Source organism: Providencia sp. PROV122 (assembly GCF_028482365.1).
Lineage (GTDB): Bacteria > Pseudomonadota > Gammaproteobacteria > Enterobacterales > Enterobacteriaceae > Providencia > Providencia stuartii.
Window position 1 is genome coordinate 115428 of record NZ_JAMPQI010000008.1, and the last position, 16796, is coordinate 132223.

Annotated in this window: 17 protein-coding genes, 3 tRNA genes and 6 pseudogenes; 23 read left to right on the forward strand and 3 right to left on the reverse strand. The window is 40.0% G+C overall.

Annotation, left to right across the window (positions count from 1 at the left end; genetic code table 11):
• Window positions 1–15: 15 nt before the first annotated feature.
• The 8 genes from PSE69_RS07210 to PSE69_RS07245 all read left to right on the forward strand — a co-directional run bounded on the left by PSE69_RS07210 (window position 16) and on the right by PSE69_RS07245 (window position 6583).
• Window positions 16–1569, forward strand: a complete 1554-nt coding sequence (locus PSE69_RS07210; protein WP_014658104.1) for an AbgT family transporter — start codon at window positions 16–18, stop codon at window positions 1567–1569.
• A gap of 35 nt (window positions 1570–1604) precedes the next feature.
• On the forward strand, window positions 1605–2837 hold the full coding sequence (gene pepT, locus PSE69_RS07215) for a peptidase T (RefSeq protein WP_060561339.1): 1233 nt from the start codon (window positions 1605–1607) through the stop codon (window positions 2835–2837).
• Window positions 2838–3058: 221 nt separating this feature from the next.
• Window positions 3059–3745, forward strand: coding sequence for a LuxR C-terminal-related transcriptional regulator (locus PSE69_RS07220; RefSeq protein WP_004918792.1), 687 nt, complete (start codon window positions 3059–3061; stop codon window positions 3743–3745).
• Window positions 3712–5544: an excinuclease ABC subunit UvrC gene (gene uvrC / locus PSE69_RS07225; RefSeq protein WP_060561338.1), complete on the forward strand. Its 1833-nt coding sequence runs from the start codon at window positions 3712–3714 to the stop codon at window positions 5542–5544. Before PSE69_RS07220 ends, uvrC begins: the two co-directional genes overlap by 34 nt.
• Window positions 5545–5601: 57 nt before the next feature.
• Window positions 5602–6150, forward strand: coding sequence for a CDP-diacylglycerol--glycerol-3-phosphate 3-phosphatidyltransferase (gene pgsA, locus PSE69_RS07230; RefSeq protein ID WP_014658106.1), 549 nt, complete (start codon window positions 5602–5604; stop codon window positions 6148–6150).
• A gap of 164 nt (window positions 6151–6314) precedes the next feature.
• Window positions 6315–6390, forward strand: a tRNA-Gly gene (locus tag PSE69_RS07235).
• Window positions 6391–6415: 25 nt separating this feature from the next.
• Window positions 6416–6489, forward strand: a tRNA-Cys gene (locus PSE69_RS07240).
• Window positions 6490–6496: 7 nt separating this feature from the next.
• Window positions 6497–6583, forward strand: a tRNA-Leu gene (locus PSE69_RS07245).
• 131 nt (window positions 6584–6714) lie between these two features.
• Here PSE69_RS07245 and PSE69_RS07250 read toward each other — a convergent pair.
• Window positions 6715–6918: pseudogene (locus tag PSE69_RS07250) on the reverse strand (integrase); the annotation flags it as partial.
• Window positions 6919–7232: 314 nt separating this feature from the next.
• Between PSE69_RS07250 and PSE69_RS07255 the strand changes: the two are divergent.
• The 6 genes and pseudogenes from PSE69_RS07255 (at window position 7233) to PSE69_RS07280 (ending at window position 10642) form a co-directional block, all read left to right on the forward strand.
• Window positions 7233–7403, forward strand: a complete 171-nt coding sequence (locus PSE69_RS07255) for a hypothetical protein (RefSeq protein ID WP_004918798.1) — start codon at window positions 7233–7235, stop codon at window positions 7401–7403.
• A gap of 660 nt (window positions 7404–8063) precedes the next feature.
• Window positions 8064–8429: pseudogene (locus tag PSE69_RS07260) on the forward strand (DUF1367 family protein); the annotation flags it as partial.
• Window positions 8430–8440: 11 nt separating this feature from the next.
• Window positions 8441–8755, forward strand: a pseudogene (locus tag PSE69_RS07265) (Ref family recombination enhancement nuclease).
• A gap of 45 nt (window positions 8756–8800) precedes the next feature.
• A pseudogene (locus tag PSE69_RS07270) lies at window positions 8801–9579 on the forward strand (antitermination protein Q).
• Between the two features lie 73 nt (window positions 9580–9652).
• Window positions 9653–10084 (forward strand): YbjN domain-containing protein, encoded by a 432-nt coding sequence (locus PSE69_RS07275; RefSeq protein WP_061064141.1) that lies wholly within the window; start codon window positions 9653–9655, stop codon window positions 10082–10084.
• Window positions 10085–10213: 129 nt separating this feature from the next.
• Window positions 10214–10642, forward strand: a complete 429-nt coding sequence (locus tag PSE69_RS07280) for a helix-turn-helix domain-containing protein (RefSeq protein ID WP_076914741.1) — start codon at window positions 10214–10216, stop codon at window positions 10640–10642.
• Window positions 10643–10665: 23 nt separating this feature from the next.
• Here PSE69_RS07280 and PSE69_RS07285 read toward each other — a convergent pair whose 3' ends face one another.
• Entirely contained in the window at window positions 10666–11040 is a 375-nt protein-coding gene (locus PSE69_RS07285) for a hypothetical protein (RefSeq protein WP_076914740.1), read from the reverse strand.
• Between the two features lie 180 nt (window positions 11041–11220).
• Here PSE69_RS07285 and PSE69_RS07290 point away from each other — a divergent pair, with 180 nt between their 5' ends.
• The 5 genes and pseudogenes from PSE69_RS07290 to PSE69_RS07310 all read left to right on the forward strand — a co-directional run bounded on the left by PSE69_RS07290 (window position 11221) and on the right by PSE69_RS07310 (window position 14097).
• On the forward strand, window positions 11221–11583 hold the full coding sequence (locus tag PSE69_RS07290) for a hypothetical protein (RefSeq protein ID WP_154610402.1): 363 nt from the start codon (window positions 11221–11223) through the stop codon (window positions 11581–11583).
• A 67-nt stretch (window positions 11584–11650) separates the two neighbouring features.
• On the forward strand, window positions 11651–12556 hold the full coding sequence (locus PSE69_RS07295; RefSeq protein ID WP_179078415.1) for a hypothetical protein: 906 nt from the start codon (window positions 11651–11653) through the stop codon (window positions 12554–12556).
• Between the two features lie 102 nt (window positions 12557–12658).
• Window positions 12659–13253: pseudogene (locus PSE69_RS07300) on the forward strand (DUF1367 family protein).
• A gap of 11 nt (window positions 13254–13264) precedes the next feature.
• Window positions 13265–13579 (forward strand): Ref family recombination enhancement nuclease, encoded by a 315-nt coding sequence (locus PSE69_RS07305; RefSeq protein WP_076914738.1) that lies wholly within the window; start codon window positions 13265–13267, stop codon window positions 13577–13579.
• Window positions 13567–14097 carry an antiterminator Q family protein gene (locus PSE69_RS07310; protein WP_076914737.1) on the forward strand — a complete coding sequence of 177 codons (531 nt, stop codon included), beginning with the start codon at window positions 13567–13569 and terminating at the stop codon, window positions 14095–14097. The genes PSE69_RS07305 and PSE69_RS07310 overlap by 13 nt, the downstream gene beginning before the upstream one ends.
• A 187-nt stretch (window positions 14098–14284) precedes the next feature.
• Here the strand turns inward: PSE69_RS07310 and PSE69_RS07315 are convergent, their stop codons facing one another.
• The gene (locus PSE69_RS07315; RefSeq protein WP_256719913.1) at window positions 14285–14413 is read right to left on the reverse strand and encodes a hypothetical protein; all 129 of its coding nucleotides are present in this window, start codon (window positions 14411–14413) and stop codon (window positions 14285–14287) included.
• Window positions 14414–14917: 504 nt separating this feature from the next.
• On the opposite strand from PSE69_RS07315, the gene PSE69_RS07320 reads away from it, so the two are divergent.
• The 4 genes and pseudogenes from PSE69_RS07320 to PSE69_RS07335 form a co-directional block, all read left to right on the forward strand.
• Complete coding sequence (locus PSE69_RS07320; protein ID WP_223854753.1) at window positions 14918–15274, forward strand: phage holin, lambda family; 357 nt, start codon at window positions 14918–14920, stop codon at window positions 15272–15274.
• Window positions 15274–15666 carry a M15 family metallopeptidase gene (locus PSE69_RS07325; RefSeq protein WP_076914736.1) on the forward strand — a complete coding sequence of 131 codons (393 nt, stop codon included), beginning with the start codon at window positions 15274–15276 and terminating at the stop codon, window positions 15664–15666. The genes PSE69_RS07320 and PSE69_RS07325 overlap by 1 nt, the downstream gene beginning before the upstream one ends.
• Before the next feature lie 17 nt (window positions 15667–15683).
• Complete coding sequence (locus PSE69_RS07330) at window positions 15684–16112, forward strand: lysis protein (RefSeq protein ID WP_076914758.1); 429 nt, start codon at window positions 15684–15686, stop codon at window positions 16110–16112.
• Window positions 16113–16478: 366 nt separating this feature from the next.
• A pseudogene (locus PSE69_RS07335) lies at window positions 16479–16796 on the forward strand (terminase small subunit); the annotation flags it as partial.

Consider the following 16796-nt stretch of genomic DNA (forward strand, 5'->3'; position numbering starts at 1 on the left):
TAAGTACTTGCAAATATGACAACAAATACACTCCCTAAAAAAAAGGGCTTCTTAAACCGTGTTGAACGTATCGGTAACGTGATGCCTGACGTTACAATGCTGTTTATTTATGCCTTGATAATCTGTTGGTTTTTATCTTATTTACTTTCATTTGTAGATTTTAATTATTACCATCCAGTGTCGAAAGAAAAAATCACTGTCATTAATATGTTTAACTATGAGGAAATCATATTATTCATCACAGCGGCAGTGAAAAATTTTATTAATTTCCCTCCTCTTGGAATAACAATAGTTGCAACATTGGGGATAGGGATTGCTGAAAGCAGCGGTTTTATCAATACTGCGCTGAAAAAAATGCTCTCGTTTATCACTCCGAAAATGTTGACGCCAACGGTAGTGTTCGTGGGGATTGTTTCCCATATTGCTTCTGACTCTGCTTACGTCATTTTGATGCCTGTCGCTGCAATGATGTTTTACGCGAGTGGTCGCCATCCATTAGCGGGTATTGCGGCTGCATTCGCAGGATTAGCGGGCGGATTTACTGCAAGTTATACGCCTTCTATCATCGATCCTATTATGCAAAGCTTCACACAAGATGCTGCGCAAATGATGGCTCCTGGCTATAGTGTTAACGTACTGTGTAATTACTTCTTTAGCCTTGGTGGCACATTTGGTGTTATTTTTACTTGCTGGTTTATTACCGAAAAAATTGTTGAGCCATGGTTAAATAAAAACTGCCCAATTACCACCAAAGATGTGGATACCGATGCCGATCAGGATCTCGGTAAGATCACGCCATTAGAAAATAGAGCGTTTCGTGTATCGGGTCTTGTCGTGCTGGCTTTGGCAGCGGGTCTGTTTGCCTTATTATGGCCGGAAAACTCATTATTACGTGGCCCAGATGGCAGCTTGACTAGCCCGAAAGCGCCTATCATGCAAATCGTTGTGCCACTGCTGTTTATTTTCTTTGCGTTGCCCGGCATCGTGTACGGCTATATGACTAAATCTTTCACCTCTACGAAAGATGTGGTGAAAGCGATGGAAAATATTACTAAGTCACTGATCCCCTTTATTGTCTTCGCTTTCTTTGCCGCGCAATTCTTATATTCGTTCCAACATTCGAATCTAGGTACATTATTAGCGTTATCTGGTGCGGAATTACTGCGTACCCTTGATATGCCTTCAGGATTGACTGTTTTTGGTGTCATTCTACTGACTGCAATATTAAATATTATGATCACCTCAGCCACGTCTAAGTGGGCGATCATGGCTCCTGTACTTGTGCCAATGTTGATGGCGGTCGGCATCTCTCCGGAACTTACCCAAGCGGCCTTCCGAGTCAGTGATTCGGCAATGAACGTCAGTACCCCCATGTTCCCATTCTATCCGTTGATCCTGATGTATTGTCAGAAATATTACAAAAATGCAGGAATTGGTACTCTTTGCTCCATGATGATACCGTTTACGGTGGGTCTGTTGATCACATTGACCGCAACGCTATACCTCTTCTGGGCATTCGATATTCCAATTGGATTTGACAGTGGTTATACATGGCAGCCAACACCATAAGTCAGTTGTTGGATTGAGTAAAAGGAACAAAAAAAATGAATAAATTAGGTAAACAGCTCGAACAACGTTTTTTTCGCTATCTTGCAATCGAAAGTCAAAGTGATGCAGCGGCAACGGTTGTGCCGAGTACAGAAGGGCAACGTGATTTAGCGAAATTGCTGGCAAAAGAGCTAGAAAGTTATGGCCTAAAAGAGATTTATATCGATGAACATGCAATTCTTTATGCTGTACGTCCGGGCAATAAACCTTCAGCACCTAAAATCGGTTTTGTCACCCATTTAGATACAGTCGATGTTGGTCTATCGCCAGTTATTAAGCCTCAAACACTTAAATATGAAGGCAAAGATCTGTGTTTGAATGCCCAAGAAGATATTTGGTTTAAAGCGTCAGAGCACCCAGAAGCGGCCCCTTATATCGGTGAAGAGATTATCTTTAGTGACGGAACGAGCGTACTCGGTGCGGACAACAAGGCCGCGGTTACCGTGGTTATGGAGTTAATGGATAAGCTGCAACAGGCAGATTTTGATTGCGGTGATATCTATGTTGCCTTTGTTCCTGATGAAGAAATAGGGTTACGTGGCTCAAAAATCATGGACCTATCTCGCTTCAAAGTAGATTTTGCCTACACCATTGACTGTTGTGACCTCGGGGAAGTGGTGTATGAAACCTTTAATGCAGCGTCAATTGAGGTGACAATTAAAGGGGTGACGGCTCATCCTATGTCGGCAAAAAATGTACTATTGAATCCTATTCGTGTCGCACATGATTTTATCGGCTGTTTTGACCGTTTTGATACTCCTGAACATACCGAGCAGCGCGAAGGTTATTTCTATGTGACTGATTTAGTCGCAAATCCCGATAATGCAAAAATCAAAATGGCGATCCGCGATTTTGACCGAAACAGCTATGAAGCTCGTAAACGTTATATCGGTGAAGCGATTGAATTGATCCGAACGCGCCATCCGAGAGCAAAAATTGATTTTAAAATCGAAGATGTGTACAGCAATATCAGTGATTCGCTCGGTGATGACCGTACGGCTATCGACTTAATTTTTGAAGCATTAAAAATTCAAAATGTTGAGCCTAAAGTGATCCCTATGCGAGGGGGCACAGATGGTTCTGCACTCTCTGCTAGAGGAATTTTAACGCCGAATTACTTTACAGGCGCATTAAATTTCCACTCGCGATTTGAATTCTTGCCTCTCAGCTCGTTTGAGAAAAGCTATTTGGTATCAGAGAGTATCTGCCGTTTAGTCGGTCAGAAATAACCAATTAGTTTCTATTTATAATAATGTCATAGCCATGTATTTGCATGGCTATTTTATTTTAAAAGGATATCGCTTTTTTGACGTTATTTTTAGCATGTATTGATTCGTAGAATAATAAAGCAATCAGTTAATCACGAAACGAAAAGACTATATTTTATTTTGTAAAATTGCTATTTATGGAGGTTTATATGGGTGAGTCGTCATAAAATATAGAGAGAAAGATGATTAATATTATAATTATTGATAATAATAATATATTAATTCGTGGGCTTGAGGCTATTTTTAGCCGACACAAACGATGTCATATTGTGGCTTCATTTCCTTTAATCGAACAAGCCATCTCATGGAATCGGCAACAAAAAGCCAGCATTATCTTAATTAATAACGATAACTGCCAATTTGAATCATTAAAGGCGCTACAAACGCTAAGACGAACACAGCCTGATGTTGGTATTATTATTTATAATATCCACGCTCATTATTCATTCTTACTCAAAGCGCTCGATCTTGGGATCCAAGGTATACTAAGTGCCAAAATTGAAGTAAATGAATTCTTAGAAGCTATACAGGTGGTCAATGCGCGCAGCAAAATTATCTCACCAGACATTGCGCAATCTATTGCTTTAAAACGTATTAATCAGCATGAACAGACCGATCTCTATGAGTTATTGTCAACGCGTGAGTTAGAAATCATGTTGCTTATCACCCAAGGGATCCCCACAAAACAGATAGCACAGGTGCTAAATTTAAGCCCTAAAACAGTAAATACCTATCGATATCGAATGTTTGGTAAACTTAATATCCGTAGTGATGTAGAATTAACCCATATTGCCATTAGCTATGGGTTAATTGTAGCCAAACAGGGTTTATTAGGGTGTCAGAACAGTTTGAACCAAAAGCTTTCTTAAAGACAGTGACCAACCAACCCGGCGTCTATCGAATGTATGATGCTGGGGGAACGGTTATTTATGTCGGTAAAGCAAAAGATTTAAAAAAACGACTTTCCAGTTATTTCCGTACTAACGTCAGCAGCCGAAAAACTGAACAGTTAGTGAAAAATATCGCCTCCATTGACGTCACGGTTACACACACAGAAACAGAGGCGCTATTACTCGAACACAACTATATCAAGCTTTATCAGCCTCGCTATAACGTCTTACTGCGTGATGACAAATCCTATCCTTATATCTTTCTGAGTAAAGAAACGCATCCAAGATTATCGATGCACCGTGGTGCTAAGCATGCGAAAGGTGAATATTTTGGGCCATTTCCTAACTCTTATGCAGTAAGGGAAACATTGGCTTTGATGCAAAAGCTATTTCCTATCCGACAATGTGAAGATAGCGTCTACAAAAATCGTTCAAGGCCGTGCCTACAATACCAAATCGGGCGTTGTTTAGGCCCTTGTGTTAAGGGATTAGTGAGCGATGAAGAGTATGAACAACAAGTTAATTACGTTCGTTTATTTTTAACAGGTAAAGACCAGCAAGTATTAACTGGCTTGATTGAACGGATGGAAAAGGCCAGTCAAGCGTTACGTTTTGAAGAAGCGGCACGGTTTCGTGATCAAATTCAAGCGGTGAGGGCGGTAACAGAGCAACAATTTGTTTCTGGTGATAGCGATGACCTTGATGTGATTGGTGTAGCATTCGAGGCAGGGTTTGCTTGTATTCATGTGTTGTTTATACGGCAGGGGAAAGTGTTAGGAAGCCGGAGTTATTATCCTAAAATACCGGCTGACACATTACTTGAAGAAGTGGTGCAAACTTTTCTTGGGCAGTTCTATTTACAAGGAAGTGAAAATCGAACATTGCCCGGAGAGATCCTGTTAGATTTTGCGTTACCTGAGAAAACATTGCTGGCTGACTCACTATCGCACATCGCTGGGCGTAAAATTCAAATTCAAACTCAACCTCGTGGTGCAAGGGCGCGTTATCTGAAACTGGCACGGACGAATGCATCAACCGCGTTATTAACCAAGCTTGCACAGCAGTCCACAATCCATCAACGGATGTCATCATTAGCGAAAACAGTTGGGTTGGATTCAATCGCTCGAATGGAGTGCTTTGATATTTCCCATACGATGGGGGAACAAACCGTCGCATCTTGTGTTGTTTTCGATAAAAATGGTCCAGTGAAGTCGGAGTATCGGCGCTATAACATTACGGGGATCACCCCAGGTGACGATTATGCTGCGATGCATCAGGTTCTTACTCGCCGCTATGGCAAGCATATTGATGAGAGTAAAGTGCCTGACATTATTTTTATTGATGGGGGGAAAGGGCAATTAGGCCAAGCAAAAGATGTGTTTAATTCTCTGGATGTGGATTGGGATAAAAATCGACCATTGTTAATTGGGGTTGCAAAAGGGAGTGACCGTAAAGCAGGGTTAGAGACGCTATTTTTTAAGCCAGAAGGGGAAGGGGTTGCGTTGCCGCCTGATTCACCTGCACTGCATGTGATCCAACATATACGAGACGAATCACATAATCATGCGATTACAGGCCACCGCCAGCGTAGAGCAAAGGTTAAAAATACCAGCGCGCTCGAATCTATTGAAGGTGTAGGACCCAAACGTCGTCAAATGCTACTAAAATATATGGGGGGCTTACAGCCGCTGAAAAATGCAAGTATAGAAGAGATAGCAAAAGTGCCCTCGATCTCATACGCGTTGGCAGAAAAGATTTATAATGCATTGAAACAGTAGGTGTCTTAAGGCACCATACTTATTAAATCCAATTTGGTCAAAAAGTTACTGAGCATGATGAAATTAAATATTCCTACGTGGTTGACCCTGTTCCGAGTCATTCTGATACCGTTTTTTGTGCTGGCTTTTTATTTACCAGTCAGTTGGGGGCCTTTTGTTTGCGCATTAATTTTCGTTATTGCGGCAGTAACAGATTGGTTTGATGGCTATTTAGCAAGGTTATGGAAGCAAACAACCAAGTTTGGGGCATTCCTAGATCCTGTTGCCGATAAGGTGATGGTGGCAACAGCATTAGTGCTTGTTACGGAAAGTTTTGATGTTTGGTATGTCACTTTACCCGCCGCGACGATGATCGCTCGTGAAATTATTATTTCTTCGTTAAGAGAATGGATGGCTGAGATAGGCAAAAGAAGTAGTGTTGCCGTGTCATGGATTGGTAAATTTAAGACAACAGCCCAAATGATCTCTTTAGTTGGGTTATTGTGGCGTCCAAATTTGCTTATTGAGAATCTTGCTATCGCATTATTGTATGTTGCAGCTATCTTAACGTTCTGGTCAATGTATCAATATTTGAAGGCAGCATGGTCAGATTTGAGCGAAGCTTGATCGAAATGATTGAAAAAACAGCGAACGAACGGTTTTGAGTGATTTTTTTAAATATTTGTGTTGACTCAAAATGTGAAATCAGTAGAATGCAACGCATCGAACGGCAACGAGGTTTACGAAAAAAAATAAGTAAATCAGCCAGTTTGAAAAGCGAAAGCTGAAAGGCGGGAATAGCTCAGTTGGTAGAGCACGACCTTGCCAAGGTCGGGGTCGCGAGTTCGAGTCTCGTTTCCCGCTCCAAATCTCAGTAAGAGATTGAGAAGAAGGCGCGTTAGCAAAGCGGTTATGCACCGGATTGCAAATCCGTGTAGCTCGGTTCGACTCCGGGACGCGCCTCCAAAATTCAGCCCAGGTGGTGAAATCGGTAGACACAAGGGATTTAAAATCCCTCGGCCTTTAGGCTGTGCGGGTTCAAGTCCCGCCCTGGGCACCAAATAAAAACTCAGTTGAATATCAACGAGTTAGGGAAAGAAAGAAGCCACCTTTTAGGTGGCTTTTTTTGTGACTGAAATCACCTTTCGCTATTATTTCGCTATTAACTTTCGCTACTAACTCCCCCATTCACTAACGCTTTTGCCCTCCGACCGTTGGAACGATTACTACTTTTCGATCATATCGTGCAGTCTGTGATGGTGTTTTATGGCCAGAAATATTTTGTTTCTCACTCAGCGTTCCTTCCAGATCAGATATTCCTTTGGCCTTCAAATCATGAAACGTAAAATTAAAATCTAAATAAGGAAATTTTTTTACAGCTTCTTCTTTAGCTTTTACCTGTTTTTAGCTTGCTTAATATAAATACCTGCTTTCATGAGTTGATCTTTTTCAGCAGCAAGACGTCTTGCTGACGAGCACTGCATCAAAATAGAAAATAGACAGAGAGCGAGTGCTGGTAAGATTAAAAAGGCATCTGAGGTACATTGGGCGTTTTTCAGAGGCAGACTAAAATATTTGTGAGTAATGAAAGTATGAAACTTACATACTTGGAAAAAATAAAATCGCTCCCATCATATAACTACGTACCTTGTAGAGGATATAAAGCCGTTTTGTCATCAGGTTATTGAATGTAGTTAGTTGGAGTGAAAATGAAAAAATCGGTTTATAAAGCAAGTGGTTTATGGAACCAACAATCTTTCATAACTCTTTTTGTCGCAACAAGCGAAAAAGATGTGCTTTCAACAATAGCATTTTTGGCAAATTTAGGTGGCGCTAGGGTCGATGAGCTATCTATTGAACGTTTTTGTTCCGTGCATTAGCGTAGTTAAAATGAAGAAACGGGACTAATGGCAAAAGCCGCATAACGTAAAATAGAAAAACGCAAACGACAAAAGGAATTAGGTGTGACTAAGATAGAGCTATTTCTTGGTGAACAGGGATTAGAGATTCTCCCAAGAAAGTGCGTAATATGTAGGTCAGGCAGGGAGCAGTACAACGTAGCCAACTATCTTTTTATGTGAGCATTGATGGCTGTTCATTGTGTCCACTCCCTGTAGCGCTGAATAAAAGGCGTGTAAGGGAGGTAATGATCAGCTACTGATAGTTATTTAAGTGAGGCTCATAAATGCTGGGTAACTCATGGGTGACACGGGCTAAAATTGATGTCACAAAGTCTCACAGATAGTTCAAATTTAACGTGTCACTATTAATTTTGATGGGTATAGAAGATGCACTGTTTTCCTCTTTTTTACCCTTTATTTTTTCACTTGAAATTTATTGATTAAAAATCAATGTGTTAAGAATCACTGAAATATAGAAGGTATTTTTCATAAAATCAGATGTAATTTATTGTTGAACATGGTTTTTTTCATGATAATTTATAGTTCACTGCCGTATAGGCAGCTTAGAAAATGTAAGTGAGCGCCTGAGCCATCACCAAACAGTTCACTGCCGTATAGGCAGCTTAGAAACAGATAGCAGTGCGTGGTTACGTTAAATTCCTCGCTTACTACACCGATAACGACGACGCCCTTCAATCCGCTGCAGATATTTATCTCGAGGAGATAGCACAGAAACGTGCTCACAATATCCCAGCAACCAAATCCTTTGATGCTTTCCGCTATTGGGTAGTAGAGCAATCTGGCCGTTATGAAACGTTCGAAATGCCTGACAGCAGCCTGAGGCGTGTCGCCAAATCAATCAGTTTTGCCAAAATGGATGATCTAGCTTTTGGTGAACTCTACAAAGCCACACTCGATGTGCTTTGGAACTTCATTCTATTCCGTAAATTTCCCACCCAACAAGCTGCTGAAAATGCGGCGGCCCAGTTATTAGATTTTACCTAGAGGCAAGATCAATGACCCAAAAATCAAAGATCAAAGAAGAGAAGCAGTGGTTATCAGATGTAGCCGAACTTGGCTGTATTTGCTGCCGCAATATGGGATATGGGGCAACTCCTGCGGAAATCCATCATACACGAACAGGGCAGGGTATGGCTCAACGAGCTAGCCACAAAGATGTTTTGCCGTTATGTCCACCTCACCACCGTGCTAGCTACGATACTGGTTTTCATGCAGCACCCAAGACGTGACAATAAATTCACGGCACAGAAGCAGAACTACTCGAGCAAACCCAAAAAGAAGTGATGGAGCTGCGTGCTTGTCGCACTTGATGACCATATAAAAAATATTGTTGATATGTAATAGGCGGTGAACCAATGAAACTCGAAAATGCACTGAAAAACTTTCACCCTAAGTCACCTACATTCGGCAATGTAGCAAGTTGCACGTCCCCTGACCGAATAACAGGCACAGATATTATGGCGGCTATGGGGATGACTGAATCACAAGCTAAGTTCGGTATGACAGCCTTTCTAGCGAAGAATGATATCAGCGAAGAAGATAAATTTTCTACCGTGGAAGCCTTGACCCAATATGCTAAAAAAAACACACCAAGGCTGGTGGCTAAAGCAGCAGGTAAAAAGTTGGGTTACTGTCTAATTATTCTGACCAAGATGGCATTTGAAGATTATGCCCGTTCAGCAGGGCCTGTTTGTCAGTGTTCAGCGTGCAATGGAAGAGGGTTGATCTACAAAATGAAAGATGTTGTCAAACCCCCGGTATCACAACACTTGAAGGCGAAGCGATTATTGATCCAAATATCAGAGAGGAATTGGTAGGTGAGCTATGTGTTTCTTGCAATGGCAAAGGTCAAATCACACACCGTTGTCGCTGTAAAGGCCGAGGCAAGGTATTAGACGAAGCACAAACTAAGTTGCAGGGCGCTACTGTATTTAAAGATTGTCCTCGTTGTGAAGGTAGGGGATTTAAGCGCGTACCATCATCAATAGTGTTTAATGCGATAAAGCACTTAGTACCCGATTTAACTCAATCATCATGGTCACGTAATTGGAAACCTTTTTATGAGAAACTGTTTCGCAAGTGTATTGTAGAAGAAAATATAGCGAAAAAGGCATTTAAGAAAGTTGCTATTTAGATTACATGCAATATTAGTATAATAATATAGTCATTAATCAATGTGATTAGTTAAAGGAATAGGTAGCAAAAAAATGACTAGTAAAATTTATACTAATGAAAATATTACCATTTCATCTCTGCTCGACACATACAGGGAGGCATCGATTGATGTATTTCGTGCATCTACAGATCCTGATGTAACTGAAATGTTTGCGATAAAAGAATTTAATGTGCCTGTTCGAGTTCATTTGCATGCAAATAAAGAATATATAACACTAGTATTTATTTATGAGACATCTAACCTCATTAATGATGAACAAAAACTACGCATTATTAATCAAATCAATGAGGAGTGCTTGCTCATCAGGGCGTATATGAACGAGGACAGTGCAGTGCTAATCCAAACTGATATATGTTTAGTTGGAGGCATAGCAGAAAGCAATATAATATCCACTACAAATTTATTTTGCATGACAATCAGTAATATTTTTAACGATGAAAGAACAGGGTTGCTTTTTGCATAAAACTGGCTTATTAACTTCTAATAATGGGCATTTTATACTGAGTCGCATTAAACCAATTCAAGACCTCGCAAATTGAACTGCACCCCAAAAGTTAGACTTTTTAGCTCTAAATACCGAGGTGCTTTTTTTATGGCAAAATATACTCAAGAATTTAAGTTTGAAGTTGTTCAGTTTTACCTAACTCGTGGTTGTGGCTATAGGTTCGCTGCGAATAAATTTAAAGTTAAGCATGACACTGTTCGTTTGTGGATAGAAACCTACCAACAGTATGGTTTAGATGGATTAAAAGTGCTTACTTCTAAGGCGACCTATACCCCTGAATTTAAATTGCAAGCTGTACAATTAGTTATTGAGGGTAAAATAATTCATGAGTCCAGGAGATTACTGAATGTTAGTAATCGATCTATGATTAGAGATTGGTTGTCTGGTTACCAAAAACACGGTATCGATGGACTAAAAGCAAAACCTAGAGGCCCTAAAGGGAAAAAGCGGAAGGCACCTTATCAACCCAAGGTTAAAACCACAAAAGAGATAGACTCAATTATTGGCGTGAAGTGATATCGGAGAAAGGGTAAGCATTGTTACTTACTGAAGTAGGTTCGCATACACCAATATGAAACTTCACAGTCACCTGAATTGATATATCCAACAAGGCTATAAAGAGCAGAAATATTAAGATAAAACATCACTGTTATAGCAAGGGCGTAAAGAATGCCAAGCTTAGTTAAATCATTTTTTAGTACTCGAAATAGTCCAATTAAAATCAAAGCTGAAACTAAAGCCTGTAGTGTTTTAGATGTTGCATTGAGATAAAGTACCGTCTCTATTCTGTATGATGGATTTGTACTGGGGAATTTCTCAAAAATAAAGCTAATAAAATTAGTGGCTAAATACCAAGAAATAGCTAAGAAATGAATTGAATATTTACCCCTAATAATTCCGTTTAGAAACTCCATTATTTATTTCCTTTAATAAATTTAGGATACGAAAAATACTATAAGTGAACATTTAACGCAAATTTTGAAATAGGAGTGCTAACAGTGAGCGATAGGAAATTATAGGCCAACTTATGGCAAATATTGTAGATGTGTGGGTAGAACCAAAAGAAGATTGAAAAAGAGGCAAGACCAATAAAAATGACCGCGTCCGAACGTAAAGCCAAGCAGCGCGAAAGACAAAAGCAGCAAGGCTTAGTTAAAGTTGAATTATTACTTGATACACAAGAAATGGAGATGCTCCAAAGAAATTGCGCATTACGTAGACCAGGAAGAGATCCGTATGACATTGCTGAATATCTCTCAATGTTAATTAGAATTGATGACCGTTCAGTGATATCTTTGGTTATAGAACTAAATAAAAGGCGTTGTAAAAAATGTAATGAACAACTGTCGGTGGCTGAGTGTTGCCTTAGTGGTAGTTCTGAATGTTGGAATACGTTAGGGTGGCATGAGTTGAAGTTAGTGACTAACAATCACCTTGAAGAGGTTACATTATCGTAGTTTTAACTCTATTAATTTAAAATTGAAATCTGTACCTGTAATAATATTATCATATTAAGGAAAGTTAATGACTCGGAATGAATATTGGAGAACTGAATATCATCATAATCGCTATATGAAAGATTTTTCAATTGAGGAACTAAGTGATAGGCTCCGATATCTTATGGAAAATTTAGCCACATTAACGGTTGACGGTAAGATAGGTTTCGCTAACGTTGCAGTTAGTCCTTGGAGTGAGTTAATTGTTAAATTTACACATACGCATGAAGAGTTTGTTATGCGCGATGAACAACCTAAAGATAATTTTTTGGCTGAAAGTGCTATACCTAAACCCATGAGGGAAGCTTCTGAACGTTTGAAAGAAATTAATAGGCTTGCAGCTCTTAAAAAACCACACTTAATTAAGTTTGGTAAAAGGGAGTATTTGGAGAAGTATAATTTTAAAATTTCTTTAGCTAGTTCATTTTCAGATCCATCACTTAATACTGCACAAATGGATGATGAAATGAAAGCCACATTTCATATAAGCCCAGATAGAGTTACGATTTCTGATACCCGAGGAAATGTAATTAAACCGATCGGGCCTGTTAATTTTATCTATGAAACTGACCGTGACTACTACGTTTTTTGTTCTAGTGGTGAGTTTGATATTCGGATGTTTGGCAACTTCGAAGCAGATAGCTGTTTATTTATCTATGACTCTCAACGATTTGCTGATGACCTGATTTCGGGGCTAAGGAATTATATCGAAATAGAGGAATATGCATATCAAATGGTTGAGTATGTTGATCCTGTTCTGACTAAAACAAGAAAAGATGAACCAATAATCGAGTTCTATAAGCATATTAAATATCTATACCAGAGGGAGTATAGACATGTGATAATACCCAAAAAAACATCACCGGTGCCTAAAGATGTATTTCTCACATTAGATTCAGCTAAAGATTACTCAGAGTTGGTTTGCCTATATTAGGTTATCGTATAAATTAGTTTAATTTAAAGTTTTCATGTAAAATATCCCCATTGGTCTGAACACCCAATCCTAACACTTGCTGTGTCTACTGAGAGAAAAAGTATGGCACAGCATAGCTTTATTAAAATGTCTAACGACACTCTTGTACCGGCTAATCCCGCTGCGAGAGATTTCCTGCATTCAAAAATCAAGTGTGGTGATGTGCTTTCGGCTGATTTCAAGAAAGCTCGTAACCCACGATTCCATCGCAAGTACTTTGCACTCCTCAATCTAGGGTATGAATACTGGGAACCTACCGGCGGCACTATTTCGCATGAAGGAAAAAGACCTAGTGCGTGGTTTCGTTAAATTCCTCGCTTACTACACCGATAACGACGATGCCCTCCAATCCGCTGCGGATGTTTATCTCGAGGAGATAGCACAGAAACGTGCTCACAATATTTCAGCGACAAAATCCTTTGATGCCTTTCGCTACTGGGTGGTTGAGCAATCTGGCCATTATGAAACGTTCGAAATGCCTGATGGCAGCCTGAGGCGTGTCGCCAAATCAATTAGCTTTGCCAAAATGGACGACCTAGCCTTTGGCGAACTCTACAAAGCCACACTCGATGTGCTTTGGAACTTCATTCTATTCCGTAAATTTCCTACTCAAGAAGCTGCTGAAAATGCGGCGGCCCAGTTATTAGATTTTACCTAGAGGCAGGACCAATGACCAAAAAATCAAAGACCAAAGAAGAGAAGCAGTGGTTATCAGATGTAGCCGAACTTGGCTGTATTTGTTGTCGAAATATGGGATATGGAGCAAGTCTCGCGGAAATCCATCATGTGAGAACGGGGCAGGGAATGGCGCAGCGAGCGAGCCATAAAGACGTTTTACCTTTGTGTCCACCTCATCACCGCGCTAGCTATGACACTGGTTTTCACGCAGCGCCTAAAACATGGCAGCAAATTCACGGTACCGAAATCGAGTTATTAGAACAAACCAAAAGAGAAGTCATGGAGTTGCGCGCATGTCGAGTATAAAAAGTATTTCTGATGGGTTGGTATTAGACAAAGAGCGTGAGGTATGGTTACAAAATTGGTTAACTCGATTTGGTACATGGGTTCACAGTGGTCGAATTGATAAACGTCAAACCAGTATGATCGCTCAATTCATGGAAAGGGTAGAAAGGCGTGATTATCCTGACAGACCCACATGCAGTGATGATGATGGCTTACTTATTCAGCGAGTTGTTGACAGTATTTACCGTATAGATGTTAAGGCATTTGATATGTTACTTAGTCGGTATGCTTATTGTGCATCAGATAGGGCAATAGCGCGTCTCTATCATGAAAATAGTGAACCAAGAATTATGGCGCGTAGAAATGGAATGCTAAGGGAGAGAAAACCTTCAATGTCTACTTGTCGACGAGAGGTGGAGGAAATATTAAAGGCAGCTGAATATTTATTATACCAACCGTTGGTAGATGCATTTAAAAATAGAGAAAAAGAGGCAATATTGAAGCGAAATAGCAAAAACGTGTTGACTTCTTTGAACTAATGAGCCACTATTTTAGGGTAAGTTGCCATTTTAGTAACTTCACCAACTAACCCAGCCAATGCGCTGGGTTTTTGCGTTATATTACAGCCTGAGAATTTCATGCATTAGATAAAATGACTTTTATTATTTGATATCTAAGTACATATAAAAAAGCCCTAATGTTAGGGCTTTTGGTTAACAGGTATTTTTACTTATTGTTTTTATTACGCTTATCAGGAAAAACGAACACACCGCCAGTTGGGTGATAAATGCGTTTTCCTTTGATTGTAATAAATGGAGTAAAAACTAAATCTTGATCTTCGCTATTAGAACTCATGTTATGTTCCTTCAAAATTAGGATGAAGGTACCATTTACAGCAACTGCAAAACTGCCTATACTGAGCTTGAAATTATGTAAGAGCAGTTCACAGTAGGTTGAGGGGTACCAATTGCCTCAATCTATTTTAGCAATATGAACCGGCTGGCATTGGCGTGCTAGTCGGTTTTTTATTGCACAAAACAAAGATAAATGTAAATTCGGTCAGGATCAAGTGCACAAGTATGAGCCTTCTGTGGATAACTATAGGGATAAAAAACATAACCATGTCGGTAAGCTACGCTACGAAAGGAATTCTAGATATAGAGCCAGATAGAGCACTATTAAAATAAATTTTGTCAACTGAAACCGTTTGCTGATTTCTTAAACGTACCATTTGCTAATTATTCTCATATTTTGATTTTCAGCATATTAATTTAGTGAAATTCACGCATTTCACTAGGTTAAACAACCTTCCTTCTTCTCTTAATCAAAATCAACTCGGACACTCCAATGGGGGTGCGTATGCGTATGCCTGATAAAAATTTCGATATCTGGGCGCAAATTTTGCGCTGGATACAAATCAACTTACCGTTTTTGAGTGGTGTAACGCTAGCGACCTTAATTGCATTTGTTCGTGAGCGCCGTGAAGGAAACACTACGCGCCAATCATTTGCTGAGGCTGTGCTGTGTGGAGCATTAACTGTTGGGGCTATTCGTGCTCTTGAATGGGGGCTTCTATATATGGGCTTCTCTGATTCATGGTCATCACTGGCTGAGTTTTGCGGTGCGATGGTTGGTTTTCTTGGTACCAAAAAATTAAGTCGGATCATTGATGCCGTATTCATGTTTATTAAAAATAAGTTTGGAGTAAATAGGTAATGTCGAAATATGTATTCAGTAAACGCAGTGAAGAGAACTTAAGAGGTGTTCACCCCGATCAGATTAAAGTGACACGTCGAGCACTAGAGTTAACGAGCATTGATTTTATGGTCATTGAAGGCAAGCGAACTGAAGCCCGACAACGCCAATTGGTGAAAAATGGTGCTAGCCAGACCATGAATAGCCGGCACCTAACTGGACACGCTGTAGATTGTGCCCCGTTAGTTGGTCGCGAAATACCTTGGAATGATTGGTCTAAGTTCAAGTTAGTGGCTGATGCAATGTTGCAAGCTGCCAAAGAGCTTAATGTCGATCTAGAGTGGGGCGGAAACTGGAAAAGCTTTAAAGATGGTCCTCATTTCCAATTAACACATAAATCATATCCGGCTTAATGCTTACCGAGGTCATTATGAAATTCGATAAGTCATTTTGGCTGTTTGTCATGGTGGTGATGCTAGGCTGGTGGGTTGTTACTGTTCACGATAGTAATAATCTACTGAAAAAAGAAAACTCAGAGCTCATTGATAGAATTCAAAACTACGAACGGCGTATTGATTCCCTTCACGAACTCGATACTAAACATACCCAAGAGCTAACAAATGCAAAAACTGAAATTGACAAGCTGCGTGTTGCTGCTGAGCGCAATCCTGAGCGGGTGTACATCAAAGCCAGCTGTAAAAAAGCCGAAGGCACTACCGCCACCGGCTTGGATGATGCAATCACCGCCAGACCTACTGACTCCGCTATCCGAAATTATTGGTTACTCAGAGAGCGAATTGCAGAGTCAGAACAGATGATTAAGGGACTGCAAGAATATGTAAAAAAGGAATGCTGGTAATTGAGAATCTAAATACCAAATATTTGTGAAATAGCACAGCTAGCAGCAAAAATAGCGGCTATTCCATTAAAGCGAGCTTGCTTGCTAGTAGTTAATAGAAAATTATGTAAATCAACAGGATCTCTCCCGTCTTCAAATGTTAATTGAACTCGATTTGGGCTTACTTTAGATTTTACGAATGCGGCAGCCACCCAAAAAATTGCAGATAATACCCCTAGAGTTATGGATATGATGTGATATTGAGATATAAAGTCCAACATTATAATTTAACTGTCCCGACAAAGTAGTTTCATTTTTATGATTGTATCTCATCACAAAGCCTATTCACACTGATTGGCTTTTTAATGAGCTAAGGAGATAAACACTATGGCTAAACCGGATTGGGGGACGCTACAGCAACAGTTCCTCACCGAGCATGCTAAATCAGGAATATCCCCTAAAGAGTGGAGTGAAGACCAGGGACTTAATTACGCAACAGCAAGGCGATATATTAAAAGGCCAGCTGCGCAATCTGCGCAAAAGAAATTGCGCACTGCACACGAAAAAGAATGCGCAAAAGAGTCTATATGTAATAGCGCAATACCAACTGCGCAGAGTAGAGAACATGATAGTGCGCACGATGATGAAAATACCTTTGATGTGCGCAACTACGGGCTTAATGACTCACAAGTCAAATTCGTTAAC

Bases quoted from the DNA above. Each gene is read 5' to 3' on its own strand.
- PSE69_RS07295 (WP_179078415.1), top strand. From the start codon at position 11,651: ATGACTCGGAATGAATATTGGAGAACTGAATATCATCATAATCGCTAT.
- PSE69_RS07210 (WP_014658104.1), top strand. From the start codon at position 16: ATGACAACAAATACACTCCCTAAAAAAAAGGGCTTCTTAAACCGTGTT.
- PSE69_RS07320 (WP_223854753.1), top strand. From the start codon at position 14,918: ATGCGTATGCCTGATAAAAATTTCGATATCTGGGCGCAAATTTTGCGC.
- PSE69_RS07285 (WP_076914740.1), bottom strand. From the start codon at position 11,040: ATGGAGTTTCTAAACGGAATTATTAGGGGTAAATATTCAATTCATTTC.
- PSE69_RS07305 (WP_076914738.1), top strand. From the start codon at position 13,265: ATGACCAAAAAATCAAAGACCAAAGAAGAGAAGCAGTGGTTATCAGAT.
- PSE69_RS07220 (WP_004918792.1), top strand. From the start codon at position 3,059: ATGATTAATATTATAATTATTGATAATAATAATATATTAATTCGTGGG.
- PSE69_RS07315 (WP_256719913.1), bottom strand. From the start codon at position 14,413: ATGAGTTCTAATAGCGAAGATCAAGATTTAGTTTTTACTCCATTTATT.
- pepT (WP_060561339.1), top strand. From the start codon at position 1,605: ATGAATAAATTAGGTAAACAGCTCGAACAACGTTTTTTTCGCTATCTT.
- PSE69_RS07280 (WP_076914741.1), top strand. From the start codon at position 10,214: ATGGCAAAATATACTCAAGAATTTAAGTTTGAAGTTGTTCAGTTTTAC.
- pgsA (WP_014658106.1), top strand. From the start codon at position 5,602: ATGAAATTAAATATTCCTACGTGGTTGACCCTGTTCCGAGTCATTCTG.
- PSE69_RS07330 (WP_076914758.1), top strand. From the start codon at position 15,684: ATGAAATTCGATAAGTCATTTTGGCTGTTTGTCATGGTGGTGATGCTA.
- PSE69_RS07290 (WP_154610402.1), top strand. From the start codon at position 11,221: ATGACCGCGTCCGAACGTAAAGCCAAGCAGCGCGAAAGACAAAAGCAG.
- PSE69_RS07310 (WP_076914737.1), top strand. From the start codon at position 13,567: ATGTCGAGTATAAAAAGTATTTCTGATGGGTTGGTATTAGACAAAGAG.
- PSE69_RS07275 (WP_061064141.1), top strand. From the start codon at position 9,653: ATGACTAGTAAAATTTATACTAATGAAAATATTACCATTTCATCTCTG.
- PSE69_RS07255 (WP_004918798.1), top strand. From the start codon at position 7,233: ATGAAAAAATCGGTTTATAAAGCAAGTGGTTTATGGAACCAACAATCT.
- PSE69_RS07325 (WP_076914736.1), top strand. From the start codon at position 15,274: ATGTCGAAATATGTATTCAGTAAACGCAGTGAAGAGAACTTAAGAGGT.